The organism is Caloramator sp. Dgby_cultured_2, from assembly GCF_028872215.1.
GTDB lineage: Bacteria > Bacillota > Clostridia > Clostridiales > Caloramatoraceae > Caloramator > Caloramator australicus.
The window spans coordinates 2362496-2386972 of sequence record NZ_CP118396.1 but is presented as its reverse complement, the minus strand read 5'-3'; the positions used below and the strand labels follow the sequence as shown (position 1 = coordinate 2386972).

The following is a 24477-nucleotide window of genomic DNA, read 5'->3' as shown; positions in this document are numbered from 1 at the left end:
TCGCTATTGCAAGGCTTGCCTTATCCCTTTTTAAATGTATAAATTCTTTTTTGTAATTGTAAGCATCCTTTTAAAATTCATTTTTTCATCCCCATTTCTTGATGCCTTTATTTCCTTAAAGGAGGATACAACATCCTTGTTTGAAAGTTCTTTAACGTATTTAATAAAAATATCCTCAAGATTTTCTGTGCCGTGGGTTTTGTATAAATTCTCTGGCGTATCAATAGTTATAAGTTTGCTGTTATAAATAAATCCAATAATGTCGCATATAGATGCTTCATCCATATAGTGGGTTGTAACAAGAGCGGTTATTCCCTCTTTAACTAATCTGCTTACAAGATGCCAAAACTCCCTTCTAGATACAGGATCAACCCCTGCTGTAGGCTCATCAAGAACTAGAAGATTAGGTCTGTGGATTAGAGCACATCCAAGTGCAAGCCTCTGCTTCCATCCACCGGACAGTGTCCCTGCAAGGGAATTTTCCTTTCCCTTTAAACCAGCCATTTCTATTAGCTCTTTTTTCGTAATTCTAAATCCCTTTTAGGAATTTGATAAATACTGCCGTAAAAATCAAGATTCTCCTCAACAGTTAAATCTTCATACAAACTAAACTTTTGGGACATGTATCCTATATTTTGCTTTATCTTCTCCGCTTCCTTAATAAGATCATATCCAAGAACCTTGCCGCTTCCTGATGTTGGAGTTATAACGCCACAGATCATCCTTATCGTGGTCGATTTTCCCGAACCATTTGGTCCTAAAAAACCAAATATCTTTCCCTTTGGTATATCAAAAGAAAGATTGTCTACTGCAGTAAAATTGCCAAACTTTTTTGTAAGGTTTTTAACCGATATTGCGTATTCCATAGCATCACCTTCAATCTAGTAAAACATCCAAAAGCATACCTGGTTTTACGGAATCTAAATGGTCTAATATTTTAACCTTAACGGCAAAAACAAGCTTTGTTCTATCTTCTTTAGTTACGATATTCATGGGCGTAAATTCAGCCTCAGGCGAGATATATACTATTTCTCCTTTAATATTTTTATCCTTCATAAAGTCGCTTTTAAAATAACGTTTTGTCCAAGCTTAATATCGGGAAGAACCTTTTCAGGAACAAATATTTTTACATACATGTTGTTTTTATCAAGTATTGTAACAATAGGGCTTCCAGTTTGGAGGAATTCTCCTTTGTTATAGTTTACAGTTTCAACTATTCCATCTATTGGAGATGTTAAAGTATATTTATCAATGTTTATTTTAGAAAGCTCCAGATTTTTCTCTGCCTGCTCTGCACCAATGCTTGCGCTCTTTATCATATTATCCGTTGCACCGCTTGTTAAAAGCTTTAATTTTGCCTCCTGAGCTTTAAGATTAGCATTAAAAGATTCAACCTGCGATTGTGCAAAGTTAAGCTGTTCTTTAGCGTTTACATAATTTTTCTCGGCTAAATCCAATTGATTTTTGCATTATCAAGTTCAAACTTTGATATTGAATTTTTATCGTATAATTCTTTATAATCTTCATATATTTTTCGTTTATAATCTAAGTTTATTTTAGCGATGTTTAAATTGTTTCTTGCTTGGTTTAAAAGAGCCTGTCCCTGTTCTACTTGGGATTTTGCCTGCTCAACTAAAGCCTTTTGAATATCTATTTCTTCCCTTCTGCTTCCTTCCTTTACTCTATCAAGTTCGTTCAAGGCACCTTCTTTCGATAGGTTTGCTATTTCGAATTTAATTTCACCTTCCTTAGAATCAAGGGATGCTAATTTATCTCCTTCTTTAATTTCCTGTCCTTCTTGAACAAATATTTCCTTTATCCTTCCTGCAATTTCAAAAGATGCATTTACAGTTTCAGCCTCAACAATTCCATAATATGTGTTTTCATTTGATGTTTTGCTTAAAACTTTTTTATAACCAAAATAGGATAAAGTAATCAAAAGTAAAATTATTGGAATGATCCTTTTTTCATATCATACCCCTCCATTTTTAATTCCATTTATCAAAACGTTAACTATATTTTCTATTTCCTTTTCTTCCTCATCTAAAGAGAAAAACTCAGGAAAAGCTGAAGATAAAACCACATATCCTAAAAGCATGCTCATTATTGTTCTTGTTATAAATCTCGTATCATAATCTTTAAAGTCTCCCTTTTCTTTATGGTAATTTATATACCCATCTAAAAGCTCTATAACCTGTGGGGCCAATTTTTCTTTAATGGGAACTAAAAGTTCTTCATGATAAAGGGACTCTATAACCACCGTTTTAACAAGGGGCATATTCTTTTTAACAAGATGCAATCTATCAAGCAAGAGATTTTTTAAAACTTCATCAACTGGTTCATCTTTTCCTTTATTTAATATTTCCTCTGCTGATTTCATAGCAAAGGGTTTTATGAATTTTAACGTAAGGGGTAAAAGAAGACTAAGCAGAATATCCTTTTTGTTTTGAAATATTTAAATATTGTCCCTTCCGCCACATTGGCTTCTTTTGCTATTTCGCTTGTCCTGCTTCCTTCAAATCCCTTCTCAGAAAAAACCTTAATTGCAGCCTCAAGTATTTTTAATTTTTTTCAGGAATTTCATCATCAAATTCCCTAATATTATTATCAGTCAAATTATCACCTCCAGAAGTGAGTATTCACTCACTTAATATGTTAATACTCTTATATCATAAATTGAACCTCCCACGACTAAAGTCGCAGGATTCCTGCTTCATCAACCTCGTAACCTACTATCTCCACAGGCGTTAATTCGGGTAGTCCCTACCCTACTGTTTTTACTTATGCTATGCCTAATATCCTCTTTCCTTCTTTTAATATATTTTTACTTGCATTTACATCTCTATCGTGGACTGTCCTACATATTGGACATTCCCACTCCCTTACGTTTAAGTCTTTTACTTCTTCATTTCTATAACCACATACATTACATATTTGACTTGATGGATAAAACATATCTACTTTTACTATTGTTCTTCCATACCATAATGCTTTATATTCAAGCATGTTTACAAATTTTGACCATGCTACATCTGATATGGACTTTGATAGTTTGTTATTTCTTAACATATTCTTAACCTTTAAGTCCTCCAAAATTATAACTTGGTTTTCGTTTATAATTTTAGAGGACAACTTTTGCAAAAATCTTTCCTTTGGTTTCTTATCTTCTCATGTATTTTGGCTACTTTCTTAGCTTGTTTCTTAAAGTTATTGCTACCTAATTGTTTTTTAGAAAGCTTCCTTTGTTCCTTAATAAGTCTTTTTCTAACTTTATAAGATATTTAGGATTGGATATTTTGTTGCCTTCACTATCTATCAGAAAATGCTTTACTCCTAAATCTATACCGATTACTTTGTTAGTTTTAGACTTTTCTGTAGTTTTTTCTATACTACAACAAATTGAAACAAAATATTTCCCCGTTGGAGTTCTACTTATAGTTGCATTTAGTATTTTACCCTCTACTTCCATTGATTTTACAAACTTTACCCAGCCTAATTTAGGTAGTTTGATTTTGTTTCCTTTAATTTCAATGTTGTTATTTGTAAATGTTGTTCTATAGCTTTGGTATTTACATTTCTTTGACTTAAACTTTGGATAATTTGCTCTACCTTCAAAAAATTCTTAAATGCTTTGTCTAAGTCTTTGAGCGAATTTTGAAGTGCAAACTTATCTGCTTCTTTTAGCCATATATTAATTTGTTTTAGTTTTGTTAAATCAGCAGAGCAATCTTTATAATTAAATGTTATACCTTGAGTTTTATATATTTCTTCTCTTTTAGCAAGGTAGTAGTTATATACAAACCTAACACAACCAAAGGTTTTATTTATGAGCTCTATTTGTTGTTTATTAGGATAAAGCCTAAATTTAAAAGTTTTTTCCATACTTTCACCTCATAGTTATTGTAACATATGTTGTTACACAAAACAAACTTTTAACTAATATAAGTTATGATACACAAATAATAGATGTTATTATTAGAGCGTCCTTACTCATGGCTAAAGTCACGAGTGTGTGGACGCTTTCTTAATCAATATTGGAAAAAGGTATAATATAATATATAATCATTATGGATTATATTACAAGGGGGATTAAAATTGATAAATCAGTTTATAAACAAAGCAAAGGAAGATATAGTTCTTTTGATATCCTTTATACTTGCCATAATAACCTCATTTATTAGCCTTCCTAAAATAGAATACATAGATTTTAAGGTTTTGATTTCTCTTTTAACTTAATGATAGTTGTGGAGGCCTTTGAAAAGCTAAAACTTTTAGAAATGATATCTATAAAAATTTTAGATAGGTTTAACAACGAAAGAATTGTATCTTTAATGCTGATACTTATAACATTTTTCTTTTCCACGTTGGTAACGAACGATGTTGCCCTTATAACCTTTGTGCCATTGACGCTGATCATCGCAAGAAAATCCAGCATAAATCCGCTTGAAGTGATAATTTTTCAAACACTTGCCGCAAATATAGGAAGCAGCTTAACACCAATGGGAAATCCGCAAAATCTTTTTTGTATTCTAAGTATAATATAAATCTTTATGAATTTATAAAAATTATGCTTCCCTTTGTCCTTTTAGGGCTTGTATCTTTAATTTTAATTAACTTTATAATCCCAAACAAAAAATTGATTTTCATATTGAAGAAGTTGAAATAAAGGATAAAAAGAGAACCTTTATATTTATACTACTTTTTATTTTAATCCTTCTTTCAATTTTCAACTACTTAGACTACAAAATAGCCTTTACTATAACTATATTTATTACTTTAGTATTAGATAAAACCCTTTTTAAAGAAGTAGATTATGCCCTTCTTTTAACCTTTGTTTTCTTCTTTATATTCATAGGCAATCTTTCGCATTTTGAAATTATAAAAAATATATTAGGTAAAGTTTTAAACAGACCAAAAGCCACGTATATATCCTCAATAGTTCTTAGTCAATTTATAAGCAATGTGCCCTGTGCCATTTTCTTATCTGGATTTACAAACAATTATAAGGAACTACTTCTTGGAGTTGATATAGGAGGTATGGGAACGTTAATCGCCTCCCTTGCCAGCGTAATTTCATATAAATTTTATACTGAAAATTATAAAGCACAAAAGAAAATATACCTTATAAGATTCTCATTATACAATTTTTCAGCACTGATAATATTCGGAATTATTTTTGGTTAATAATTTAAAGGGAGCTAAGATAGCTCTGGCTCCCTTTATAAGCTTAACATTATTTGATCAAACTTTTTTAAAAGTTCTAATTTCTTTAAAAGTTCGTTTAGTATATTGTAAATGTCAAAAACAATTTTAAGATTATTTTCTTTTATAAATCTATATATTTCTTATTTTTTACATAACATTAAAAAACTTTATTCTGGTGGTATATTTAACTATTACTATTACCCAGAAGGATGTTTTTAATTTATTTAGAATTATTTACAAGTTATATTAGTTCTATACTATATTTTAGTTTTTCAATAATATCTCTGCTCTTTGCTTTGTTATACGTATTCCCATCCACCAGGATAGTGGAACGCAATGATTTCTGGAGTTCCATATAAATATCATCCGAATTCATCTAAACATTTTCTATAGATATACCTTTGTTTAATCTGTATTCCTATTAGATTAAGATTGTCTGCATACATTTGTAATATACTTACATAGAAATTTCTTTGTGTATTGAGATCTGATATTACTGCTGACATTCCAAAACTTAATATAGCACTTCCTAAACTCAATACCGGTGATACAGGATCGTTATAAAAACTCGTCAAAAATCCAAAAACATTATTAACTACTGAAGGGGTGTTAATCATCTTTAATGCTTCATCTATTCTATAAATTGCTTCAGATGCTTGTTGTGCTGTTATTGAACCTTTAAGCGCAGTTATATCTCCTATTTTAGGCATTCCAACGCCTCCTTTTTAATATTTTAGTCTTAGACAAAAGATGAGTTTAATTTTCACCTATCTTTTATTTAATTTATTAATTTTAAATCTTTTAATTGTCTTCAATAGTTCTCTTTTATCCTGTAATTTCTCTGATTTATATTCAATCCTTATAAGGAAGTAAATTGTAAAAAGTATTAAAAAGCCTAAATTGGCTATCTGGTTTAAAATACCATCCATATTATCACCCTTATCTTACGGCATAATCAGTAACATCCCTTGAAATCACGCTTGCCCCCATTATCGAAACTAAATTTCCGCCTGTTGAATCAAATATGTTTTTGCTAATATGAGCTGCATTAAATTTCTTATTTCCTCTGTCGTTATTCCATCCTTAACATAAGGGATGTTTATTGAAACATTCCTACCTGCTGTATTTTGAAAAACCATCTGTAAAGTCTTCATCAAAATCCCTCCCTTCTTTAAGCATTAAAAAGGCCATCCCCATTAAGCATTAATAAGCTGTGATACGTCTTGTCTTACAACATTTTGAATTGGTCCTTCAAGTAATGTTTCAATGGCTGCAACAACATCAAAAACGTCCTGATCAGCTGCAGTTGGTTTTACCCTTCTTAGTGTTACAGCCCTTTCGATGTCATTGCCGTTTTGGTCAACCCCAAGCTTTACCCTAAAAACAACATTTGAAGTAACCTTTACTGCTGTAACTGCCATCTCTCTCACCTCCTTAACAAATAAATAGGGACGGTTCTTAATTTTTATACAATCAAAAATTAAGAACCGTCCCTATTCTTTAAAGAAAGAAGTGTTAATTTATTTATACAAAATTATTTAAACTCCCCATTATCGCTTTTTATTTCCTTTATTGTCTCTTTTATCGTTTCTTTTATTGTCTCTTCTATATTCTCATTCCTAATTTCTTTGACTATTTCTTTTATCGTTTCTTTTATTGCATTTTTTACTGATAATTTAAAAATAATATAAAATGTTATTACCATTATAACAAATCCTGGAAAGTTATATAATAATGCTTCGAATACACTTATTAATCCTTTTATAATTTTATTCATAAAAATAATCCTCCCAGTTTTATTACTTAATCATCTAAAAATTTAACTTATCTTATTTAGTATTTAGATATCGTCAATATATTTCTTTCATTCCTTCCTTAATAGCTTCTTTTATTAAAAGTTTTAATTCTTGCTTGTCCTTTAATATATCGTTAATTGCCTTTTTCCCTGTAAAATATATAGTAAATGATATGATTAAAATATATAAATTATATATTGGATTATATTCCATATTCATACCTCCAAAATTATTCATTATATTTGTTCTATTTAAATTTACTCTTGTTGTTTTCTAGATATTATATTAACATATACATTATTATCAACAAGTCCTGTTTTAAAAGCCTCTCTTATAACACTCCTTGGGCTGTTAGCCTCAATTCCTTCATGTTCTAAAAATTCCTTCATCAATTTCCAGCTCAATTCAAATGTAAACTCAAATCTTTGTATAATTCCATCGATTATAATGTCTTTTACTTCTTCAAAATTTAAAGCCTCAATAAGTCTATTAAGAGCATTTTTATAATCCTCATATTTGTGTATTATTCTTTCTTTCATAAATCATCACTCCATCTTTTAATATATTTTTTTCAATTCCTCCTTCTTAATTTTTTCAAAATTAACAACATCAAAATCCAAAGGAGTATTGAGTTCCTTCAATTCATCAATAATTAAGTTGAATTCAATCGGTGTAATATCACCAAAAACACAGATATCAATATCAGAATTATTCTTATAATCTCCCCTAGCTCTTGAACCAAAAATCATCGCCAACTTAATACTATCTCTTTTACTGAGTATTCCTATTATATCATTGAATAATTCATTTGAAATTCCAAATTCATTCATATTTTCACCTCAAGTAGTTTCTTATAATCGCAATTATAGCAAGATGGAAGGGATAGAATAGGTAGAATAAATATTTAAGCCCTCTTCCCTTTTCTCCATTATATTGTTTTAAAAATACTAATGAGCCCATCCATAAGAATTGATAAAATCCTGCATGGGCAATCATTTCTTTAAACCCTAATGAAGCTAAATTAACATCTATCATAACTTGAAAAGCTATTGTTAATATAAAAAACCATTTAACAATCTCTTTAAAGTTATCCCTATATTTATGGAAAATAAAAATAAGCATAACCCCAAAAAGCCATAATCGGTATTTGCATATTGAGCAAGAACAGCTATTAAATATACTAACCTCAAATCATTCCTTTTATCATAAATATAAATTGCATATAGTCCTAATGCAAGGGTAAAGAAAATATTAAGGTATGTTTTACTCCCCGTTGCCATTGAAAAGGGAAGTTGTGATATTAAAGCAAAAGCAAACAGCCTGCCAAAATACGATGTCAAATCACTAGTTTTCTTATATCCTTCGGCAATAAAAAGGCAAATATGGGAAAAGCAAGTCTTCCTATAAGTCTAAAAATTAAAACATTCGGAAACAAAAAGCACCAATATGGTCAATGAGCATAAAAATTATGGCTAAAATCTTTAAAAAGGTAGCATTCATAAAGGATCCCCTCAAATTAATTTTTAATTCTCAATTTATCCCCAAAGGCAAAAACCGTTCCTAAAATTATAAACATTATCCCCAATAAAACATTAAACGATATTTTTTCACCAAGCATAAGAACAGAAAGAATAGGGGCAAGGGCTGGTTTGATAAAGAATACAAAGGATGATATCGCAGCACTAGTTTTTGAATGGCATAAAGGTAGAATATATATCCTAATCCTGTTATAAATATCCCCATGTAAATTAAAACTAAGATGTTCTTTGAATTTATGCCTTGAAGTATTGGAACTTTAAACATAAGAAGTAAAATAAGTAAAACTATATCCCCTAGTATAAAGCTAAAAAATTGAATATATATCCACCGTATATGGATATTCTTTTCTTACTAAGGACGCTGTATAAAGAAAAGGTTACTGCTGCTAAAAGTGCAATAAGCATTCCTTTAATATCATAGCTAATTTTAAGGGGATTAAATATAAATAAAACCCCAATAAAGCTTATTATTATAGCACCTATTGTTCTTTTGTTTATCCTTTCTCCCAATATAAAATATGAAAAAATAACCATAAAAATAGGGTTTGTGCTCATCATGACGGCTGCAGTTGACGCCTTAGTAAAATAAACCGAAAGCTGCAAAAGAGCCATTGATATAGGAATACAAAGGGATCCCTCAAGCAACAGAAACAAAAATCGTCTTTTTTAAAACTAATTTTTTCCTTTTAATATCCCTTATGGCAAAAGGAAAAAGTAATAAAGCACCTATCAAAAACCTTACAAAGGTTACTTGAAAGGCATTAAGCTGTCCAGAAATTAATTTTCCTGAAACCTCAATACTACTAAAAACAAAGGCCGAAAATAAAATGCTTAAAATTACTTTTTCACGCTTCATCCCCCACCCGTCATAAAACTCTAATAAAATTATAACTTAACAACTAAATATTATCTATATAATAAAATTAGACGAAATTTAGACGCTCTTGATGTAATATTATAATAATATAGTTAATAAATGGGAGGGGTATTATGCAAAGCAACATTAATCTCAAAACAGAAAACAGAACAACGTCCCTATTAAAATTTCTAATCTTCAGCTTTATTGGTATCTTCATGTTTTTTGTTAGTATTACAATTAACAAAAGCACAACCATACCTCTTGACCACATAGTAACTTACATCAGAAACAATTTACCAGCTCTTGCCTCTTTCTATGCTTTAATTGTTCTTTTCTTAGGTGCATTAATGCCATTTTATCGTAAGACATGGAACAAAGATAAGCTAACCTTAACTTTTTCAATTTTAAAAGTTATAGGTTTTATTGTAGGTTTGCTCATTTATATTAAAGTTGGACCAAAATGGTTATTTGAAGCTGACATGGGACCATTCTTATACAACAAACTTGTAATACCAGTTGGTATTATTGTCCCAATCGGATCTGTTTTCTTGGCTTTCCTTGTTGGATATGGTCTTTTAGAATTTGTAGGAGTTATAATGAGACCAATTATGCGCCCTATATGGAAAACACCAGGAAGATCAGCAGTAGATGCCGTTGCTTCTTTTGTTGGTAGTTATTCTATAGCACTTCTAATAACAAACAAGGTATTTAAGGAAGGAAAATATACTATAAAAGAAGCAGCAATTATTGCTACTGGATTTTCGACAGTATCAACAACTTTTATGATTATAGTTGCAAAAACATTAGGACTTATGGAACATTGGAATAAATTTTTCTGGATTACGTTAGTTGTAACTTTTATAGTTACGGCAATAACTGCAAGGCTTTATCCGCTTAAGAATAAGGATGATAGCTATATAAATGGGAAAGGAGATCCTGAGCCAGATTATAAGAATAATTTATTAAAAAATGCTTTTGACGAAGCTATAAAAGCTGCATCAAATGCACCTGGAATTTTTGAAAATATTTATATCAATTTAAGAGATGGTTTTAGAATGACTTTAAATATTTTACCTACTATAATGTCGATCGGCCTTATTGGACTTGTGCTTGCTAAATATACACCTGTTTTTGATATACTAGGTTATATTTTCTACCCATTTACATTACTACTTAGAATTCCAGAGCCTATGCTTGCAGCAAAGGCCTGCAGCGTCGAAATCGCAGAAATGTTCTTACCAGCTTTGTTAGCTGCTAATGCACCACTAATAACAAAATTCATAATTGGCGTTGTTTCAATATCAGCAATTTTATTCTTCTCGGCTTCAATACCATGCATTTTATCAACCGAAATACCAATTACAATACCTGAAATACTCGTGATTTGGTTTGAAAGAACTGTTTTGACCTTAATAATAGTTTCACCAATTGCATTTATTATTTTTTAGAAAGATAAAAGCACTTTATAGGATGATTATAAATATCCTATAAAGTGCTTTTATTTATGCCGTTTCCTCTTCATCTTCCAAATCAATTTCAATTAACTTTTGACTTTCTTCAATTGGTAACTCCTCCACCTTCTTTAATTTTCTTTCTATTGTCCTTGTCTTTTTGGTTGCGTTTTCTATGCTATTACTTGCCTCTTGAAGCTTCTTTTGGGTTTTTTCAAGTATTTCTGCAAACTTACCAAACTCAGTTTTTATTGCCCCTAATATTTGCCAAACTTCGCTGGACCTTTTTCTATTGCAAGGGTTCTAAAGCCCATTTGGAGGCTATTTAAAAGGGCAGTTATAGTAGTTGGTCCTGTTATTATAACCTTATATTCCCTTTGAAGTGTTTCTATAAGCCCCGTATTTCTTACAACCTCCGCAAATAAGCTTTCGGTTGGAAGAAACATAATAGCAAAATCCGTTGTGTTAGGTGGATCTATGTATTTTTCGAATATAGACTTTGCCTCCCCTTTATCCTTGTCTCAAGCTGTTTTCTTGCAGCATCAACGGCTTCCTTATCCCCTAAATCCTGAGCATCTAAAAGCCTTTGATAATCCTCCTGCGGAAATTTTGCATCTATTGGAAGATAAATATACTTTTTAGTATCATCCTTTGAAGGAAGCTTAATGGCAAATTCAACTACATCCCTGCTTCCCTTTTAGTTGCAACATTAACATCATACTGATCCCTTGTAAAAATCTCCTCAATTATATTGGCAAGCTGTATTTCACCCCATATACCCCTTGTTTTAACATTTGTAAGGGCTCTTTTTAAATCGTTTATACCGCTGTTTAAGCTCTGCATCTCCCCAAGCTGCTTATAAAGGGCTTCTAACCTTTCGCTTATGTTTTTAAAGGACTCCCCAAGTCTTCTTTCCAATGTATTGTGAAGTTTTTCATCGACCGTCGCCCTCATTTCTTCTAGCTTTTTGTTATTGTCCTCTTGTATTTGCTGAAGCTTATTCTCAACCGATTGTCTTATCCTTTCAAGACCCTCTGAATTTGTCTTTAAAAGCTCTAAAAGCTGCTTAACAACTAAATTCAATTGGTCCTTTTGAAGGTTTGAAATGCTATTTATCTGCTGATTTATTGTATCCGACATATTTTTGATGTTTTGAGACATCTCCTGCCTGTTTTGGAAGGATAATTTATTATTTTCCTCCCTATTCTTGCTCATCTCATCCCTAAACGTTCCTTCTAATTTGTTTTGAAGATTATCAAACATTACTTTAAACTGATTAAGATCTATATTTGTGCTACCCTTTTTAAAAAAGCAATAATTTGAATTAGCAAAATTAAAGATAATAAAACTACCATTAAAGTTTGCACAAAACCACCCCCAATTAAAAATTCTACATATTTGTAACAAATCCTTCTTTTATACAAAAATTCCGCCTAAATCGGCGGAAATTATTTTATTGAATATTCTTCTATTAATGTATTTATCTTCTCAATGTGCTCTTCTAAAATCATTGTTAAATTATTTAGTTTTAATATTATAGAATTTAATTTTGAAATTTCTGTATCGATAGCTTTTATTCTCTTATCTAAAGCCATTGCTGTAAATTGTTTATTTGAAGTATAATTCGTTATATAATTTAAATCAATTTCCTCAACATACTTTAAAATCTCATCTAAATCTTTTTTAAATTTTCATTCTCGCTATAGATAATATTTCTTATCTTATTGTGTTCCTCTGCTATCTTCCTACTTGCTTCAAATATATCACATTCTGCCAAAAGAATCCCTTCTTTAAATCCTTTAACTATTTCTTCCCTTGAAATAATATCATCTTTATCAAAATCGATGTTATCGTCTATAATGAATTCCCTTTTAATGCTTCCTTTAAATCATCTTTTGTAATAATCCCATCATCGTTCATATCTAATACCCTTTCAATAACATCTATTATCTCATCTTCAGAAAGCTTTTTAAGCTTTCCTCATCAACTTCAAAAGTCTCTGCATAAATATCAAGTAAAGGATTAAATTCTTCAACCTTCTCATCTAATATTGTCACTTTTTCCTTTACCTTTTCAATTAAAGCTTTAATATCATTTGTTTTAATTTTGTAAGTATTAATCTTATTCTTCAACTCAGTCTCTTGCCTTTTTAAAAGAACACTTGAAGTGGAACTTTTTGTATTTGTTGGCTTAACTATTGTTTTCTTTTGGGTTTGTTTGGTAGTCTTTGTAGTCTTAGTCGCAGCCAATACCCCATAGGAAGATGTAAAAGTTAAAATAGCTACCATAAGAAAAATTAATAATTTTTTCAACTTCATAGCATCACCCCAATTAATATTGTTTTGAAAATATTACCTAATACAAATTATATATTATTTAGTTAATTATTTCCATATAAAAAACTTCCGTCCATTCTAGACGGAAGTCACATCCCCATTGTCTTATAAAATTTTATAGTTCAAAGCCTCTTCTAAATTCAAAACAGTCTCGCTAAATCCCAATCTTTTAAAAAGCTGCGTTATATACGGAGGTTCTAGATGAGCTGTTTTTAAAATGTCTTCTTTTGAAAAAACTTCTTTAGTTGGGCCATCAAGAAGAACTTGTCCCTGGTTGAATACTATCGTCCTTTCAAAGGTTTCTGCAACAAAATCCATGTCGTGGGTTATGGTAATAACAAGCTTTCCTTCTTCCTTTAACTTTTTTATTATATTTTTAATCTTTTCCCTTGATATAAAATCCTGTGCAATAGTTGGCTCATCTAAAATTATAATATCCGTATCCATCGCTAAAATTGATGCAATGCTAATTAGCTTTCTTTCAGAAAGGGTAAGGTCGTATGGGTTTTCATCAGCCTTTTGTAAAAGTCCAACAAGTTCAAGGGCCTTTTTAGCATTTTCAAAGGCTAAATTCTTATCTTGTCCAATATTCAATGGCCCAAACATAACCTCATCTAAAACCTTATTCTTAAAAATCTGATCATTTGGATTTTGAAAAACAAGGCCTATTATAGATGCTAATTTAGCAACTGTGGTTTCCTTTGTGTTTAATCCCTTTATAAATATATCACCCTTTTTAGGCTTTAAAAGACCCTTTAAAAGCTTTACAAAGGTCGTCTTTCCTGCACCGTTTTGACCTATAATTGCAGTTGATCTATAATCAAACTCTAGGTTTATCCCCTTTAAAACATCTTCTCCTTCTTTATAGTAAAAATATAAATCCTTAACTACTATGTTCACGTTTTTTCACCACCAAATTAACAGCTTCATCTAAAGTAACAGGATATAATCCCCTTTCATCCTTTAAGCCTATCTTTTTGCAATACCTTGTAAAAACAGGCTCTACAACTCCATAATCCTTTAAATCATCCCTCGAAAAGATCTTTGATGGAGTGTCAAAATCGATTAGTCTTCCATCGTGAAGAAGCATTATTCTATCGGCATATTCAGAAAGCTTCTCAACCTTGTGTTCAACCATGATTACGGTTATCCCCTTCTTTTAAGGTCGGAAACTGCCTTAAAAACTTCATTTGAACCTTGCGGATCAAGCTGAGATGTTGGCTCATCTAAAACAATTATCTTAGGCTGCATTGCAATTATGCTTGCAATAGCTAGCCTTTGCATCTGCCCTCCTGATAAATCAAAGGGATTTTTATCCTTGTGCCTATATAGATCCAAAAGCATAAGAGCATCATCAATTCTTCTTTTCATCTCTTCCCTTTCAAGGCCCATATTTTCAAGCCCAAAGGCAACTTCTTCATATACAGTAAGTTTAGAGCCTGTTATTTGAGTAAATGGATTTTGAAAAACCATACCTATCTTTAAGGATATTTCACTTAAGTTAGATTTTGCAACTTCGACATCATCTATAATTACCCTTCCGCCATAGGCTCCTTTAAAAAATAAAGGGACGATACCTGTGAGAGCCTGGCAAAGGTTGATTTCCCAGCTCCATTGGCACCTATAATTCCAATAAATTCCCCTTCATTTATTTCAAAAGAAATATCGTTTAAAGCCAATTTTTTCGATAAAGGATATCTATACTTTAAACCTTCAACAACTATTTTAGCCATACTAACCTCCAAACTATAGTAAAAATGATTAAAGCAATAATTAGATATCTTATCAATTTATCCATAGAAGTTTCATTATGTTCATTTAAAAGGTCTTCTTGATATTTGAATTAAATCCCCTCATTTCAAGGGCCATAGCCCTTTCCCTTGTTGAAATTAAAGAATTCATAACGGCAGGACCAATGAGTGGAATAAAGGCCTTTAGTCTTTTTATTAATTTTCCTTCCGTCTCAAGCCCCCTAGACCTTTGTGCGTCTAAAATGGTATCCATTGTCGATAACATTTGAGGAATTATCTGAAGGACGGAGGCTAAAACATAACCAAGCTTAGGAGATAATCCTCTTCTTACCAGGTTTTCAATTAAATCGGATGGTTTTGTAGTAAGAATAAGAAGGGAAAAGGCACATAATATGTTTAAGACTCTAAGGATTAATAAAAAGAATAAATGATTCCTTCTTTATAAAAAACAAATTGACCTATATTAAATAAAGGAATTTTATTATTAGGATTAAAAAGTCCCTGGATTATAACTATTGTTATCAAAACAATTAAACTAAAGCTTATTATAGGAAATACATTTTTTATAACCTTCCCTATTGCAAGAAGCAAGAAGGAAAATACTAAAGTTAAGGTTAAAATCTTAAAATCAGAAATTAGCATCGTAATTAAAATTGATGCTAATATATATAGTATTTTGTTTAATGGATCGATTTTATGGATTATAGTATCTTTATCTTTATATAAGCTCATCATCCTCATTTTAGCACCTTCCTAACATAAATTAGAGAATATATTTGCCAAGGCAAATATATTCTCTAAAAATTAAAGCCTTTCAATTTCATCATCGCTGCTGTAAAGGTTTATAAGGCTCTTTGGAAGCCCTTTATATATTAAAAAGCTTATTACTAAAGATGCCACCTTATCTGGAAGGTCAACAACAAACTCATCTAAGAAGGAGGCAAGCCACATTGGAAATTTTTAGCCATAAGGGATGCAAATAGGGCATCTCCCCAAATATTACCTGTTTGTCCTCCCCAGAAGGCTATGTTTATTGGTGTTGAAACGATGGCTGCAACAAGAGCAACTATTATTCCCGATAAAATTGCAAGATAAATATTTTTTATAAGTCCCCTATACATCAATATGCCTACAGTTATACCTATTGCTATACTTGTTATTGCATAAACAAAGGAAATAGGATCCATTGTAAGTCCATAGATTATGTTGTTGATTGCACCGCTTAAGGCACCGATTATTGGCCCTGCCAGCATGCTTGCAAGCATCGTTCCAATTGAATCTAGCCACAAAGGCAGCTTAAGAAGCCCTGCAAAAAGCTTTCCTATGTAGTTAATACCAACTGCTGCAGGAATTAAAACCAATGATGCCGTTGAAAACTTAAAGGACCAAAGCTTTTTACTCATAAAAAATCCCCTTTCGTGATTTTATTATACTACAAAGGTCTTAATTTTGTCTTTATAAACATATCGACAATTTTTATTACTGTCTTAAATCACGAAGGGGTAGTATATATTAAAACATTTTCTTTAAATAATCGATTAATCTTTCAAAGATGTTCTTGTTTTCTTTTATAACCTTTGTTTGTGAAACTTCTTCAACTTCGTCATATTTTATTTCTTCGGTTCTCATTATAAACTTCACGCTTCCCTCCATGTCCCTTGAAAGGCCTGAGAAGGTGCCATAGTTTTTAGAAAGCCTTACAACTTCATCCTTCCTCTTTAATATTTCATTTATATCACCAAACTTGCTGCTAACTTCTGAATCCATCTTGTATATTCCTTCTTCTTTGTATTTAGTAAAGTTTTTATCGAATTCTTCTAATCCATCAGAAAGTTTCTTGGCACCTTCCGTTAATTTTATACTTCCTTCTTTAGCCGAATCTATACCTTTTGAAAATTCATCATAACCACTATATAACTTATTAGAGCCTTTACTTAATTCATCTAGACCACCTTTAAGGTTGTTAGAACCTTCATAAAGGGCAGCTACAGATGGAACTATTTGCTTTAGGCCTCCAGCTAAATTTTCTGAACCCTTTTGTAATTTTTCGGCCCCATCCTTTAGTCCTAAACTTCCCTTCTGCATCTCAATTGCATAATCCTTTAATGTATCTCCAGCTGATGAAAGGGCCTTCGCACCATATAATGCCTTCTTTTGTCCTTCATTTAAGGCTTTGAGGGAATTATTTAAGTTTTCTGTCCCTGTTTTTATTTCATAAATCCCCTTTGAAGCTCATCAAGGGCTAAAACATAATCTTGTCCCGACTTTAACATAGCTTGAAGATAATTTCTTTGTTCCTCTAATCCAGCATTTAACTTATCAGCTATACCTTCTGCACCTGGGATATTTGATAATAAGGAAACTAAACCTTTTAAGGAGTCTATCCCTTTTATTAAAAGTTCATAATAGGAATTTTCTTTTTCTTTAGATTCCTTTAACTTTTTTATAACCTCTAAGCTTTTGCCTAAACCTTCAACTATCCTATTTTCCCCATTTTTTATCTCCTCTGTTGCCTTGACTATATCCTCAAGCCCATTTTCTAATGCCTTTGTATTTTCCGAAAGCATCGATGCTCCCTCTGAAAACTTTACAGCACCATCTGCAAACTTTTTAGCATTATCGGCATAAGATACTGTTCCGTCTGCAAAACCATTTAAGTTACCTTCTATATTTCCTAACCCATCCTTTAACTTGCTCAAACCTTCATTTAATTTTAATGAACCATCGTAGGCACCTTTAGCACCAATTGCTATACTTTGAATTCCGTCCTTAACATCCTTTGAAGCTGAAGAAAGCTTATCAAGACCGTCTGTTAACTTATTCATATTATTATAAAGCTCTTTAGAACCTTCTGAGAGTCTTTTTGAACCAGCGTTTAGCTTTTCTGTTGCTTCCTTTATCTTTTTAATTCCGTCTATAAGCTCATTAATATCGTTTGCTCCCTCTATTTTATCGATATTTACCATCTTAGGCGTTGCTGTAATCATTATTGGAGATAATCTAAACTTTTTGCATCTGCTTCAATAATTAATTTATCGTCAATATCTAATAAATTACTCTTTAAGTTTAAGCTCTCTTTAAGTCCTGGAAAGCTTATAAAGGTTACTACTTGGTTATTACCATCTGAAAAGACCTCCCTGAAGATACCTTTACATTTTTAAAATTATCAAGGGGTAGATTAACAACTGCAACTACTGTAAAGGGCGTAAATACTTTTTATAATCTCCGTCTATTTTAACTTCATGCTCATCGTTGTTTTTAAAATTTAATTCTATTTTTACTCTACCACTTTTCCCTGCAAGATCTTTAGGCTCTACTTTTTTCCATCTAGATAATAGTCTATATTAACTTCTATTGGCAACTTCTTATTAGTAGTTCCTTGGTAGAATAGGTCATTATTTTGTAAAGTCCAAATTAAAGTTTCACCTTCCTTTTTAGGCACTTCATCCCCTTTAACGTTGACAATATTATTTAATATTGACCTATCCTTTATTTCAACATTTATATCATCCGAATGAATCCAGTCACTAACTATTACATCCTTTGTTTCTCCCTTTGAAGATAAAACAACATAAACCGATTCATCTTTTTAACTGCTGCATAACCTATATTAGTAAATACAACCATTAAAGCTAATATAGATGCTAATAATTTTTTAAAATTCTTCATCGTCATTCACTCTCCTTTGCGAGCTTAAGTTTTAATGATGGTTTTTTATCCCAGTTTTTGCTGGTAGCTGAGATAATTCCTTCACTAATAATTAAAATAGAAGGAAGGATAAATATTATTACAACCATACTAATTAGAGCTCCTCTTGCAAGCATTTTACAAAGAGTTTGAATCATGTCCATCTTAGCAATTAATCCAACACCAATAGTAGCAGAGAAAAATGATAGAGCACTTGTAAGGATTGATCTACCCGAAGATTGAACTGCAATCCTCATGGCATCAAACTTATTAAGCCCTTCCCTAATTTCCTCTCTAAATCTTGTTGATAAAAGTATCGCATAGTCCACCGTAGCTCCAAGTTGAATACAGCCGATTACTATTGATGCTACAAATGGTATCGTCTGTCCCATAAAGAATGGGATTGCCATATTTATGAATATTGCCAGCTCTATGCAAAGAACCAATATTATTGGAAGGGATAATGAAGTAAATACAAACATAATTATTCCAAATATTGCAATTATAGAAACCCAACTTGCCTTTTTAAAATCTTTGTCAGCCAGTTCTATAAGGTCCTTTGTTAGGGGTCCTTCACCTGCAACTAAACCTGTTTTATCATAGCTTTTTACTATTGAATTTATTCTATCTATTTGCATGTTTTCTTCATTAGATGCCGCCTTATACTTTGAAGTTACTATAATAAGCTTATACCCATTCTTTGAAGCAAAGCTTCTTATATCCTCCGGTAAAAATTTTTCAGGAATTCTATTCCCTACAAACTTATCATAGGCTATCACCTTTTCAACCCCATCGACCCTTTCAATTTCCTTTACCATGTTCCTAACTTTATATGCAGGAATTTTATCTTTAATAAGGATCATATGGGTTGTTGTCATATTGTATTCATTTTTTAATTTATTAGTTGCAACCACTGATTTTAAATCCTTCGGTAAAGATTCATCTAAGTTATAATAAACATTTGTGCTGGCCTGACCTATAAAGGCTGGGATAAATACTAATATAGCTAATATTGCAAAAACTTTATAATATCTCGTTACTAAACTAGCAGTCCTATTAAATTCAGGGAGTAATACCTTGTGTTGATATTTATGAATCTGCTTATCAAAGGTCAATATCATAGCAGGAAGAACAGTAACCGTCGTTAAAACCCCTATAAATACACCCTTTGCCATAACTATTCCCATATCTTTACCTATTCCAAGGCTCATAACAGTTAAAGCTAAAAAACCTGCAATAGTTGTTAAGGAACTTCCTGTTATAGCCGAGAAGGTAGAAGCAATCGCTTCAGCCATAGCCTCTGATTTATCTTCAAATTCTCTTTTTTCCTCTTCATATCTATGAAGTAAGAATATTGAATAATCCATAGTAACTCCAAGCTGTAAAACTGCCGCTAATGCCTTTGTAATATAGGATATTTGACCTAGGAAAATGTTTGTTCCAAGGTTATAAATAACAGCAAAACCTATGCTTAAAATAAATATTATTGGTATTATATAAGATTCCATTGCAAGGGCCAAAACTAAAAGGGTAAGAATAACTGCCAAAAGAACATAAATTGGAGTTTCTTTATCTGCAAGATCTTTAGTATCTTTGATTATCGCTGCTACGCCTGCAAGAAAGCAATCCTTGTCTGCTATCGACCTTATACTTTCTATTGCCTTCATGGTAGTTAAGCTTGATGCTGGCTCGTTAAATTGGATAAAAAGCAAAGTTGAATTTCCCCTATAAAAAACCTCCTTAATATCTTCAGGCAAAAATTCTTTAGGAACTGTTGAATCCAAAATATCGCTTATCCATATAACCCTTTCCACACCCTTAACCTTTTCAATCTTGTCCTTTAATTTTAAAACATCCTTCGTCTGCATATTTTCAACTATAAGCATAGCTGTTGCTGCATTGTTAAAATTTTTCTCAAGTATTTCCTGTCCCTTCATGGTATCTAAATTTTTAGGAAGATAGGTTAAAATATCATAATTTACCTTCGTATTTACAAAACCAATAAAAGAAGGAATTAAAAGAAATACTGCGATGATCAATGTAGGAATACGATGTTTTGCAATCCAGCGTCCTAATCTTTTCAAGTCCACCATCTCCTTTATTTTGTTAATATTTTACGGACAACATTAAAAAGGTATGGTTTCATATTATTTATATCTTCAGGTTCATTTAAAATTAGGCAACTATAGGTAACGGAACTTACAAGCTCCATAATCATAAAAATATTTCTTTCAATCTCATCCTCAGTAAAGCCTTTATTTTTAAAGTTTTCTATTATTATGTTCTTTAAATTATTCATCTCTTCATATTCCTCAGGTCTTGCCAATGCCTTTCTAAAAAGTCCCCAGGATAAATTTTTGTAAATAAGCTTTAATAACCTTTTGTTATTCTTAAAGTATTCGATGATGTAATCTATAAAGTTTATCATATTCTCTATAAAATCATCCTCTTGTTTTTCCTTTGTTTTCTCCAATGCTTCCCTAATTACCATGCAGCTTTTTGAAAGAATGAGCCTGTCTAAAATGTCGTATTTATCTTTAAAGTAAAGATAAAATGTTCCCTTTGCCACACCAGCATCCTTTACTATGTCATCTATTGCTGTTTCGTTAAAGCCTTTGTTTAAGAAAAGGTTAAAGGCCGATTCGAAAAGTTTTATTTGCTTTAGTTTTTTCTTGCTTGAAATATCTTTTGTATCAACCATACAATATCCTCCAATTGTTTTTTATTTATATTTTTCCCAAAATAAATTGACTATTAGTCATTTGTTCGACAATATTAATATACTCCTGAAATGACTAATAGTCAATTTTGTTTTATTAAATTTTTATGAACTAATTGTTAACTTATGGTATAATTAAATAAAAAGGGAAGGTGATGTTATGTGCTACTTTATGTTTGCAAGGACAAAAATAGATTGCCGGAGGATGTTTTAAGGCAAAATGAAGTGGACAATTTATATGTAACGGATATAACAGGGGAAGTTGAAATAGACGATGGTTTTTTATATCACATAAGCAACGGACATTGTGCCTGCGATATAGTTATTAGCTCCTTTAGCAGAATAGACAACGTAAAAAACGTCCTACAAAACATAGAAAAAGATTTTAAATTTATAGTTATAAACAGCGATGACGAGGATGTTGAGGTCCTTCTTGGAAACAAACAGGATTTTGATGAATTTTTAAATAGCTTTCCCAAAAAGAAATAATCCTTGATGAACTATTAGAAATTTATCCTAACTTTTTAGAGTTTGATACCCTTTATATTGTAAAACAAAAATAGGGCAACCTGCCCTATTTTATTATTTTAGCCCCTTCATAATCTATATTTACTTCCTTAACTATCCAGCTTCCTTCAAAATTATATATATCCTTTTCTATTTTTGCTTTAAAATCCGTATTTTCCTTATCAACTACAGCCATAAGAGTAGATCCAGAACCGCTTATAAAAACTGCAAGGCTGCCTAAATCTAAACATTTCTCTTTTATAGTATCAAAGCCCCTTATAAGCTCCTTTCTATAATCCTCATGTATTTTGTCTCTACAGGCTATTTTTATATTATCATTTCCCTCAATAAAGGAAGTTATAAGAAGGGAAACCCTACCTATGTTAAAAACTGCATCCTTATAATCTATAACCTTGGGCAAAACCTTTCTTGCCTTTTCCGTTGAAACTGTAAATTGAGGAATTAAGGCATAAAACTTAAATCTATCTGCAACCTTGATTTTATTATAATAAACCCTATCCCTTTCATAAATTGCTGCCGTCATACCTCCAACCAAAGCAGGAGTTACATTGTCAGGATGTCCTTCTATTTGAGTTGCAATATTTAGGATTTCCTCCTTTGAATAAACACGTCCCACAAGTTCATTCGCCGCCAAAAGGCCTCCAATTATACAAGCAGCACTGCTTCCAAGACCCCTTGATATAGGAATCTTACTATCAACTTTTATTTTAATTCCCCTTGGTGAATATGATGCACTTTCAAATATCCTTTTCATAGATTTATAAATTAAGTTATCCTCGCCTTTAAATTTATCGTCACATCCCTCTATAACTAGTCCTTTTTCTATTTCTTCGACTTCTATATAACAATAAAGATCCAATGCTATTCCTAAACAGCCAAACCCTGGCCCTATATTGGCAGTTGTAGCCGGAACCCTTACTTTAACCATATTAATCCCCCTTAAGTATATCCTTTATCACATCATAAATTTCCCCTTTATCAATAACCTTGTTATGCAAAACCCTTTTATTATTAAGCTCAACTATTTGTTTTGGAATAGATGTTTTTGTAAGCTTTGACAATTCATCAGCAAGCATAAATTCATCACCATAAGGCTCTTTTAAAGTAATGGCTTTATAAACAGATGCTACGAATTTATATGGACTTGCAGTTGAAGCTATAATTGTCTTTGTATCGTCATCGGTATCCTTTAGATACTTTTTATAAACGTTTAATGCAACAGCAGTATGAGGATCAATAAGATATCTAAGATTTAAAAAGGCCCACCTTATTTCAGAGCATGTCTCCTTATCGTCTGCAAAATTAGCATAAAAATCCTTTAAAGAATCCATATATTTTTCTGAAAGCTTAAAGCATCCAAATTCTTTTAAATCCCTCATTAGGGCTCTAATTATATCCTCATCCTCACCACAGGCATCATATAAAAATCTTTCTAGATTGCTGGATACTAAAATGTCCATGGAAGGAGATATTGTTGTATAAAAATTTCTTCTAATGTCATATACTCCACTCCTTAAAAAATCATAAAGAACATTATTTTTATTTGATGCACATATTAGTTTATTAACCTTAAGTCCCATCTTTTTGCATAATAGGCAGCAAGTATGTTACCAAAGTTTCCTGTTGGAACAACTATATTTACATATTCCCCTTCAGATATTTCCCCCATTTTTAAAAGTTTTAAGTAGGCATAAAAATAATATACTATCTGTGGGAAAAGCCTTCCTATGTTTATTGAATTTGCAGAGGATAAAGCATAACCCCTTTTATCGATTTCTTCATTGAAGTGAACATCCGAAAAAATCTCCTTTACAGCCCTTTGGGCATCATCGAAATTGCCGTTTATTCCAAAAACAAATGTATTTTCTCCCTCTTGAGTTGTCATCTGCAATCTTTGAATGTTGCTAACCCCTTTAGAAGGATAAAAAACTATTATCTTAATCCCCTCTATATCCCTAAAGGCCTCAAGGGCAGCCTTTCCTGTATCCCCAGATGTTGCTGTTAGAATTACTATCTCCTTTTTAATATTTTCTTTTAATTTTGCTTCTTTTAAAAGGTATGGGAACAACGATAAAGCCATATCCTTAAAGGCAAGGGTTGGTCCATGGAATAGTTCGAGAAAATAAAACTTATCCTTCTTTACTAAAGGAGCTATTTCTTTTGTATCAAACTTATCATCATAGGCCTTAGTTATACAATTTAAAAGTGTGTTTTCATCAAAGTCATTAAAATAATTTTTAAGAATATAAAATGCAAGTTCGTTATATTTTTTATTCATAAGTTCTTTAAAATTCCATTCTAACTTAGGAAACTCAACAGGAACAAACAATCCTCCATCATCAGATAATCCCTGAATTAAAGCTTTTGTAGACGTTAACCTTATATTCCCCGCGTGCTTTTATACTCCATCATAACCCTCCATTTTTATAATTTTCTTAAAATTATAACACAAAAATAAAAAGCCTAAATAGGCTTTAATAGGCTTTTTATTTTTATAAACAACTTCAATAACTTGTAGTTCATCCACATATTTGTCAAATTTTTAAAATTATTAAGAACCGTCCCCATCAATAGAATAGTTGTAACTTTGAATTGATATCTAAGATC

37 protein-coding genes and 5 pseudogenes are annotated in these 24477 nt (G+C 31.4%); 5 read left to right on the top strand and 37 right to left on the bottom strand.

The annotated features are described in order from the left end of the window. Window positions 1–30: 30 nt before the first annotated feature. From PWK10_RS16710 to tnpB, 7 genes and pseudogenes are all read right to left on the bottom strand, one after another. A pseudogene (locus PWK10_RS16710) lies at window positions 31–866 on the bottom strand (ABC transporter ATP-binding protein). Between the two features lie 10 nt (window positions 867–876). Then, complete coding sequence (locus tag PWK10_RS16705; protein ID WP_274766827.1) at window positions 877–1056, bottom strand: hypothetical protein; 180 nt, start codon at window positions 1054–1056, stop codon at window positions 877–879. Beyond that, window positions 1053–1457 (bottom strand): HlyD family secretion protein, encoded by a 405-nt coding sequence (locus tag PWK10_RS16700; RefSeq protein WP_274766826.1) that lies wholly within the window; start codon window positions 1455–1457, stop codon window positions 1053–1055. Before PWK10_RS16700 ends, PWK10_RS16705 begins: the two co-directional genes overlap by 4 nt. Then, the gene (locus PWK10_RS16695; protein ID WP_274766825.1) at window positions 1448–1939 is read right to left on the bottom strand and encodes an HlyD family secretion protein; all 492 of its coding nucleotides are present in this window, start codon (window positions 1937–1939) and stop codon (window positions 1448–1450) included. The genes PWK10_RS16700 and PWK10_RS16695 overlap by 10 nt, the downstream gene beginning before the upstream one ends. A gap of 33 nt (window positions 1940–1972) precedes the next feature. After that, window positions 1973–2380 carry a hypothetical protein gene (locus tag PWK10_RS16690; RefSeq protein WP_274766824.1) on the bottom strand — a complete coding sequence of 136 codons (408 nt, stop codon included), beginning with the start codon at window positions 2378–2380 and terminating at the stop codon, window positions 1973–1975. 20 nt (window positions 2381–2400) lie between these two features. Next, a complete protein-coding gene (locus tag PWK10_RS20200) occupies window positions 2401–2544 on the bottom strand; it encodes a helix-turn-helix domain-containing protein (protein ID WP_446715397.1) in 144 nt (47 codons plus the stop codon). 237 nt (window positions 2545–2781) lie between these two features. Next, a pseudogene (tnpB, locus tag PWK10_RS19045) lies at window positions 2782–3882 on the bottom strand (IS200/IS605 family element RNA-guided endonuclease TnpB). Window positions 3883–4095: 213 nt separating this feature from the next. Here tnpB and PWK10_RS16670 point away from each other — a divergent pair. The 3 genes from PWK10_RS16670 (at window position 4096) to PWK10_RS16660 (ending at window position 5184) form a co-directional block, all read left to right on the top strand. Beyond that, on the top strand, window positions 4096–4236 hold the full coding sequence (locus tag PWK10_RS16670; protein ID WP_274766821.1) for a hypothetical protein: 141 nt from the start codon (window positions 4096–4098) through the stop codon (window positions 4234–4236). Then, on the top strand, window positions 4236–4544 hold the full coding sequence (locus PWK10_RS16665) for an SLC13 family permease (RefSeq protein ID WP_274766820.1): 309 nt from the start codon (window positions 4236–4238) through the stop codon (window positions 4542–4544). Before PWK10_RS16670 ends, PWK10_RS16665 begins: the two co-directional genes overlap by 1 nt. A 418-nt stretch (window positions 4545–4962) precedes the next feature. After that, the gene (locus PWK10_RS16660; protein WP_274766819.1) at window positions 4963–5184 is read left to right on the top strand and encodes a hypothetical protein; all 222 of its coding nucleotides are present in this window, start codon (window positions 4963–4965) and stop codon (window positions 5182–5184) included. A gap of 383 nt (window positions 5185–5567) precedes the next feature. Here the strand turns inward: PWK10_RS16660 and PWK10_RS16655 are convergent, their stop codons facing one another. The 11 genes and pseudogenes from PWK10_RS16655 to PWK10_RS16610 form a co-directional block, all read right to left on the bottom strand. Beyond that, entirely contained in the window at window positions 5568–5915 is a 348-nt protein-coding gene (locus PWK10_RS16655) for a hypothetical protein (RefSeq protein ID WP_274766818.1), read from the bottom strand. Window positions 5916–6203: 288 nt separating this feature from the next. Next, the gene (locus tag PWK10_RS16650; RefSeq protein ID WP_274766817.1) at window positions 6204–6359 is read right to left on the bottom strand and encodes a DUF2922 domain-containing protein; all 156 of its coding nucleotides are present in this window, start codon (window positions 6357–6359) and stop codon (window positions 6204–6206) included. Window positions 6360–6401: 42 nt separating this feature from the next. Further along, window positions 6402–6626, bottom strand: coding sequence for a DUF1659 domain-containing protein (locus PWK10_RS16645; protein WP_008907753.1), 225 nt, complete (start codon window positions 6624–6626; stop codon window positions 6402–6404). A gap of 113 nt (window positions 6627–6739) precedes the next feature. After that, window positions 6740–6982, bottom strand: coding sequence for a hypothetical protein (locus PWK10_RS16640; protein WP_274766816.1), 243 nt, complete (start codon window positions 6980–6982; stop codon window positions 6740–6742). Between the two features lie 73 nt (window positions 6983–7055). Then, window positions 7056–7214, bottom strand: coding sequence for a hypothetical protein (locus tag PWK10_RS16635; RefSeq protein WP_274766815.1), 159 nt, complete (start codon window positions 7212–7214; stop codon window positions 7056–7058). Between the two features lie 44 nt (window positions 7215–7258). Then, the gene (locus PWK10_RS16630) at window positions 7259–7540 is read right to left on the bottom strand and encodes an HI0074 family nucleotidyltransferase substrate-binding subunit (RefSeq protein ID WP_274766814.1); all 282 of its coding nucleotides are present in this window, start codon (window positions 7538–7540) and stop codon (window positions 7259–7261) included. A gap of 18 nt (window positions 7541–7558) precedes the next feature. Beyond that, on the bottom strand, window positions 7559–7831 hold the full coding sequence (locus tag PWK10_RS16625) for a nucleotidyltransferase domain-containing protein (RefSeq protein WP_274766812.1): 273 nt from the start codon (window positions 7829–7831) through the stop codon (window positions 7559–7561). A gap of 4 nt (window positions 7832–7835) precedes the next feature. Next, window positions 7836–8341: pseudogene (locus PWK10_RS16620) on the bottom strand (TraX family protein). 176 nt (window positions 8342–8517) lie between these two features. Next, a complete protein-coding gene (locus PWK10_RS20195; protein WP_446715396.1) occupies window positions 8518–8634 on the bottom strand; it encodes a hypothetical protein in 117 nt (38 codons plus the stop codon). A 199-nt stretch (window positions 8635–8833) separates the two neighbouring features. After that, entirely contained in the window at window positions 8834–9193 is a 360-nt protein-coding gene (locus PWK10_RS16615) for a DMT family transporter (RefSeq protein ID WP_274766811.1), read from the bottom strand. After that, a complete protein-coding gene (locus PWK10_RS16610; protein WP_274766810.1) occupies window positions 9177–9395 on the bottom strand; it encodes an EamA family transporter in 219 nt (72 codons plus the stop codon). Before PWK10_RS16610 ends, PWK10_RS16615 begins: the two co-directional genes overlap by 17 nt. A gap of 134 nt (window positions 9396–9529) precedes the next feature. On the opposite strand from PWK10_RS16610, the gene PWK10_RS16605 reads away from it, so the two are divergent. Further along, the gene (locus PWK10_RS16605) at window positions 9530–10846 is read left to right on the top strand and encodes a YjiH family protein (protein ID WP_274766809.1); all 1317 of its coding nucleotides are present in this window, start codon (window positions 9530–9532) and stop codon (window positions 10844–10846) included. 54 nt (window positions 10847–10900) lie between these two features. Here the strand turns inward: PWK10_RS16605 and PWK10_RS16600 are convergent. The 17 genes and pseudogenes from PWK10_RS16600 to PWK10_RS16525 all read right to left on the bottom strand — a co-directional run bounded on the left by PWK10_RS16600 (window position 10901) and on the right by PWK10_RS16525 (window position 21324). Next, window positions 10901–12273: pseudogene (locus PWK10_RS16600) on the bottom strand (DNA recombination protein RmuC). A 24-nt stretch (window positions 12274–12297) separates the two neighbouring features. Then, window positions 12298–12444 carry a hypothetical protein gene (locus PWK10_RS16595; RefSeq protein WP_274766808.1) on the bottom strand — a complete coding sequence of 49 codons (147 nt, stop codon included), beginning with the start codon at window positions 12442–12444 and terminating at the stop codon, window positions 12298–12300. 351 nt (window positions 12445–12795) lie between these two features. Further along, the gene (locus PWK10_RS16590; protein ID WP_274766807.1) at window positions 12796–13167 is read right to left on the bottom strand and encodes a hypothetical protein; all 372 of its coding nucleotides are present in this window, start codon (window positions 13165–13167) and stop codon (window positions 12796–12798) included. A gap of 123 nt (window positions 13168–13290) precedes the next feature. Beyond that, window positions 13291–14085 (bottom strand): energy-coupling factor ABC transporter ATP-binding protein, encoded by a 795-nt coding sequence (locus tag PWK10_RS16585; protein WP_274766806.1) that lies wholly within the window; start codon window positions 14083–14085, stop codon window positions 13291–13293. After that, window positions 14069–14323 carry a hypothetical protein gene (locus PWK10_RS16580; protein ID WP_274766804.1) on the bottom strand — a complete coding sequence of 85 codons (255 nt, stop codon included), beginning with the start codon at window positions 14321–14323 and terminating at the stop codon, window positions 14069–14071. Before PWK10_RS16580 ends, PWK10_RS16585 begins: the two co-directional genes overlap by 17 nt. A gap of 8 nt (window positions 14324–14331) precedes the next feature. Further along, window positions 14332–14676 (bottom strand): energy-coupling factor ABC transporter ATP-binding protein, encoded by a 345-nt coding sequence (locus tag PWK10_RS16575; protein WP_274768344.1) that lies wholly within the window; start codon window positions 14674–14676, stop codon window positions 14332–14334. A gap of 41 nt (window positions 14677–14717) precedes the next feature. After that, window positions 14718–14918 carry an ATP-binding cassette domain-containing protein gene (locus PWK10_RS16570; protein WP_274766803.1) on the bottom strand — a complete coding sequence of 67 codons (201 nt, stop codon included), beginning with the start codon at window positions 14916–14918 and terminating at the stop codon, window positions 14718–14720. 85 nt (window positions 14919–15003) lie between these two features. Next, window positions 15004–15306, bottom strand: a complete 303-nt coding sequence (locus tag PWK10_RS16565) for an energy-coupling factor transporter transmembrane component T (RefSeq protein ID WP_274768343.1) — start codon at window positions 15304–15306, stop codon at window positions 15004–15006. Between the two features lie 41 nt (window positions 15307–15347). Continuing rightward, window positions 15348–15677: a CbiQ family ECF transporter T component gene (locus PWK10_RS16560; RefSeq protein ID WP_274766802.1), complete on the bottom strand. Its 330-nt coding sequence runs from the start codon at window positions 15675–15677 to the stop codon at window positions 15348–15350. A gap of 63 nt (window positions 15678–15740) precedes the next feature. Next, a complete protein-coding gene (locus PWK10_RS19040) occupies window positions 15741–15887 on the bottom strand; it encodes a hypothetical protein (RefSeq protein ID WP_342455561.1) in 147 nt (48 codons plus the stop codon). After that, window positions 15866–16339 (bottom strand): ECF transporter S component, encoded by a 474-nt coding sequence (locus PWK10_RS16555; RefSeq protein ID WP_342455560.1) that lies wholly within the window; start codon window positions 16337–16339, stop codon window positions 15866–15868. The genes PWK10_RS19040 and PWK10_RS16555 overlap by 22 nt, the downstream gene beginning before the upstream one ends. A 109-nt stretch (window positions 16340–16448) precedes the next feature. Continuing rightward, the gene (locus tag PWK10_RS16550) at window positions 16449–17021 is read right to left on the bottom strand and encodes a hypothetical protein (RefSeq protein ID WP_274766801.1); all 573 of its coding nucleotides are present in this window, start codon (window positions 17019–17021) and stop codon (window positions 16449–16451) included. Between the two features lie 122 nt (window positions 17022–17143). Next, window positions 17144–17902: a hypothetical protein gene (locus PWK10_RS16545; RefSeq protein ID WP_274766800.1), complete on the bottom strand. Its 759-nt coding sequence runs from the start codon at window positions 17900–17902 to the stop codon at window positions 17144–17146. A 347-nt stretch (window positions 17903–18249) separates the two neighbouring features. After that, the gene (locus PWK10_RS16540; protein ID WP_274766799.1) at window positions 18250–18378 is read right to left on the bottom strand and encodes a hypothetical protein; all 129 of its coding nucleotides are present in this window, start codon (window positions 18376–18378) and stop codon (window positions 18250–18252) included. A 92-nt stretch (window positions 18379–18470) separates the two neighbouring features. Further along, window positions 18471–18605 (bottom strand): hypothetical protein, encoded by a 135-nt coding sequence (locus PWK10_RS16535; RefSeq protein WP_274766798.1) that lies wholly within the window; start codon window positions 18603–18605, stop codon window positions 18471–18473. 2 nt (window positions 18606–18607) lie between these two features. After that, window positions 18608–20716, bottom strand: coding sequence for an efflux RND transporter permease subunit (locus PWK10_RS16530; protein ID WP_274766797.1), 2109 nt, complete (start codon window positions 20714–20716; stop codon window positions 18608–18610). A gap of 5 nt (window positions 20717–20721) precedes the next feature. After that, on the bottom strand, window positions 20722–21324 hold the full coding sequence (locus PWK10_RS16525; protein WP_274766796.1) for a TetR/AcrR family transcriptional regulator: 603 nt from the start codon (window positions 21322–21324) through the stop codon (window positions 20722–20724). A 180-nt stretch (window positions 21325–21504) separates the two neighbouring features. Here PWK10_RS16525 and PWK10_RS16520 point away from each other — a divergent pair, with 180 nt between their 5' ends. Beyond that, a complete protein-coding gene (locus PWK10_RS16520) occupies window positions 21505–21831 on the top strand; it encodes a hypothetical protein (RefSeq protein WP_274766795.1) in 327 nt (108 codons plus the stop codon). An 85-nt stretch (window positions 21832–21916) separates the two neighbouring features. Here PWK10_RS16520 and thrB read toward each other — a convergent pair whose 3' ends face one another. After that, on the bottom strand, window positions 21917–22798 hold the full coding sequence (gene thrB, locus PWK10_RS16515; protein ID WP_274766794.1) for a homoserine kinase: 882 nt from the start codon (window positions 22796–22798) through the stop codon (window positions 21917–21919). 1 nt (window position 22799) lies between these two features. Next, window positions 22800–24279, bottom strand: a pseudogene (thrC, locus tag PWK10_RS16510) (threonine synthase). Window positions 24280–24477: the final 198 nt, after the last annotated feature.

Excerpts from the sequence above, each read along its gene's own strand:
- PWK10_RS16705 (WP_274766827.1), bottom strand. The coding sequence starts at position 1,056 with ATGAAGGATAAAAATATTAAAGGAGAAATAGTATATATCTCGCCTGAG.
- PWK10_RS16690 (WP_274766824.1), bottom strand. The coding sequence starts at position 2,380 with ATGAAATCAGCAGAGGAAATATTAAATAAAGGAAAAGATGAACCAGTT.
- PWK10_RS16665 (WP_274766820.1), top strand. The coding sequence starts at position 4,236 with ATGATAGTTGTGGAGGCCTTTGAAAAGCTAAAACTTTTAGAAATGATA.
- PWK10_RS16655 (WP_274766818.1), bottom strand. The coding sequence starts at position 5,915 with ATGCCTAAAATAGGAGATATAACTGCGCTTAAAGGTTCAATAACAGCA.
- PWK10_RS16650 (WP_274766817.1), bottom strand. The coding sequence starts at position 6,359 with ATGAAGACTTTACAGATGGTTTTTCAAAATACAGCAGGTAGGAATGTT.
- PWK10_RS16645 (WP_008907753.1), bottom strand. The coding sequence starts at position 6,626 with ATGGCAGTTACAGCAGTAAAGGTTACTTCAAATGTTGTTTTTAGGGTA.
- PWK10_RS16640 (WP_274766816.1), bottom strand. The coding sequence starts at position 6,982 with ATGAATAAAATTATAAAAGGATTAATAAGTGTATTCGAAGCATTATTA.
- PWK10_RS16635 (WP_274766815.1), bottom strand. The coding sequence starts at position 7,214 with ATGGAATATAATCCAATATATAATTTATATATTTTAATCATATCATTT.
- PWK10_RS16630 (WP_274766814.1), bottom strand. The coding sequence starts at position 7,540 with ATGAAAGAAAGAATAATACACAAATATGAGGATTATAAAAATGCTCTT.
- PWK10_RS16625 (WP_274766812.1), bottom strand. The coding sequence starts at position 7,831 with ATGAATGAATTTGGAATTTCAAATGAATTATTCAATGATATAATAGGA.
- PWK10_RS16610 (WP_274766810.1), bottom strand. The coding sequence starts at position 9,395 with ATGAAGCGTGAAAAAGTAATTTTAAGCATTTTATTTTCGGCCTTTGTT.
- PWK10_RS16605 (WP_274766809.1), top strand. The coding sequence starts at position 9,530 with ATGCAAAGCAACATTAATCTCAAAACAGAAAACAGAACAACGTCCCTA.
- PWK10_RS16595 (WP_274766808.1), bottom strand. The coding sequence starts at position 12,444 with ATGGCTTTAGATAAGAGAATAAAAGCTATCGATACAGAAATTTCAAAA.
- PWK10_RS16590 (WP_274766807.1), bottom strand. The coding sequence starts at position 13,167 with ATGAAGTTGAAAAAATTATTAATTTTTCTTATGGTAGCTATTTTAACT.
- PWK10_RS16580 (WP_274766804.1), bottom strand. The coding sequence starts at position 14,323 with ATGGTTGAACACAAGGTTGAGAAGCTTTCTGAATATGCCGATAGAATA.
- PWK10_RS16570 (WP_274766803.1), bottom strand. The coding sequence starts at position 14,918 with ATGGCTAAAATAGTTGTTGAAGGTTTAAAGTATAGATATCCTTTATCG.
- PWK10_RS16560 (WP_274766802.1), bottom strand. The coding sequence starts at position 15,677 with ATGAGGATGATGAGCTTATATAAAGATAAAGATACTATAATCCATAAA.
- PWK10_RS19040 (WP_342455561.1), bottom strand. The coding sequence starts at position 15,887 with ATGTGGCTTGCCTCCTTCTTAGATGAGTTTGTTGTTGACCTTCCAGAT.
- PWK10_RS16555 (WP_342455560.1), bottom strand. The coding sequence starts at position 16,339 with ATGAGTAAAAAGCTTTGGTCCTTTAAGTTTTCAACGGCATCATTGGTT.
- PWK10_RS16550 (WP_274766801.1), bottom strand. The coding sequence starts at position 17,021 with ATGCAGAAGGGAAGTTTAGGACTAAAGGATGGGGCCGAAAAATTACAA.
- PWK10_RS16545 (WP_274766800.1), bottom strand. The coding sequence starts at position 17,902 with ATGGTAAATATCGATAAAATAGAGGGAGCAAACGATATTAATGAGCTT.
- PWK10_RS16535 (WP_274766798.1), bottom strand. The coding sequence starts at position 18,605 with ATGAAGAATTTTAAAAAATTATTAGCATCTATATTAGCTTTAATGGTT.
- PWK10_RS16530 (WP_274766797.1), bottom strand. The coding sequence starts at position 20,716 with ATGGTGGACTTGAAAAGATTAGGACGCTGGATTGCAAAACATCGTATT.
- PWK10_RS16525 (WP_274766796.1), bottom strand. The coding sequence starts at position 21,324 with ATGGTTGATACAAAAGATATTTCAAGCAAGAAAAAACTAAAGCAAATA.
- thrB (WP_274766794.1), bottom strand. The coding sequence starts at position 22,798 with ATGGTTAAAGTAAGGGTTCCGGCTACAACTGCCAATATAGGGCCAGGG.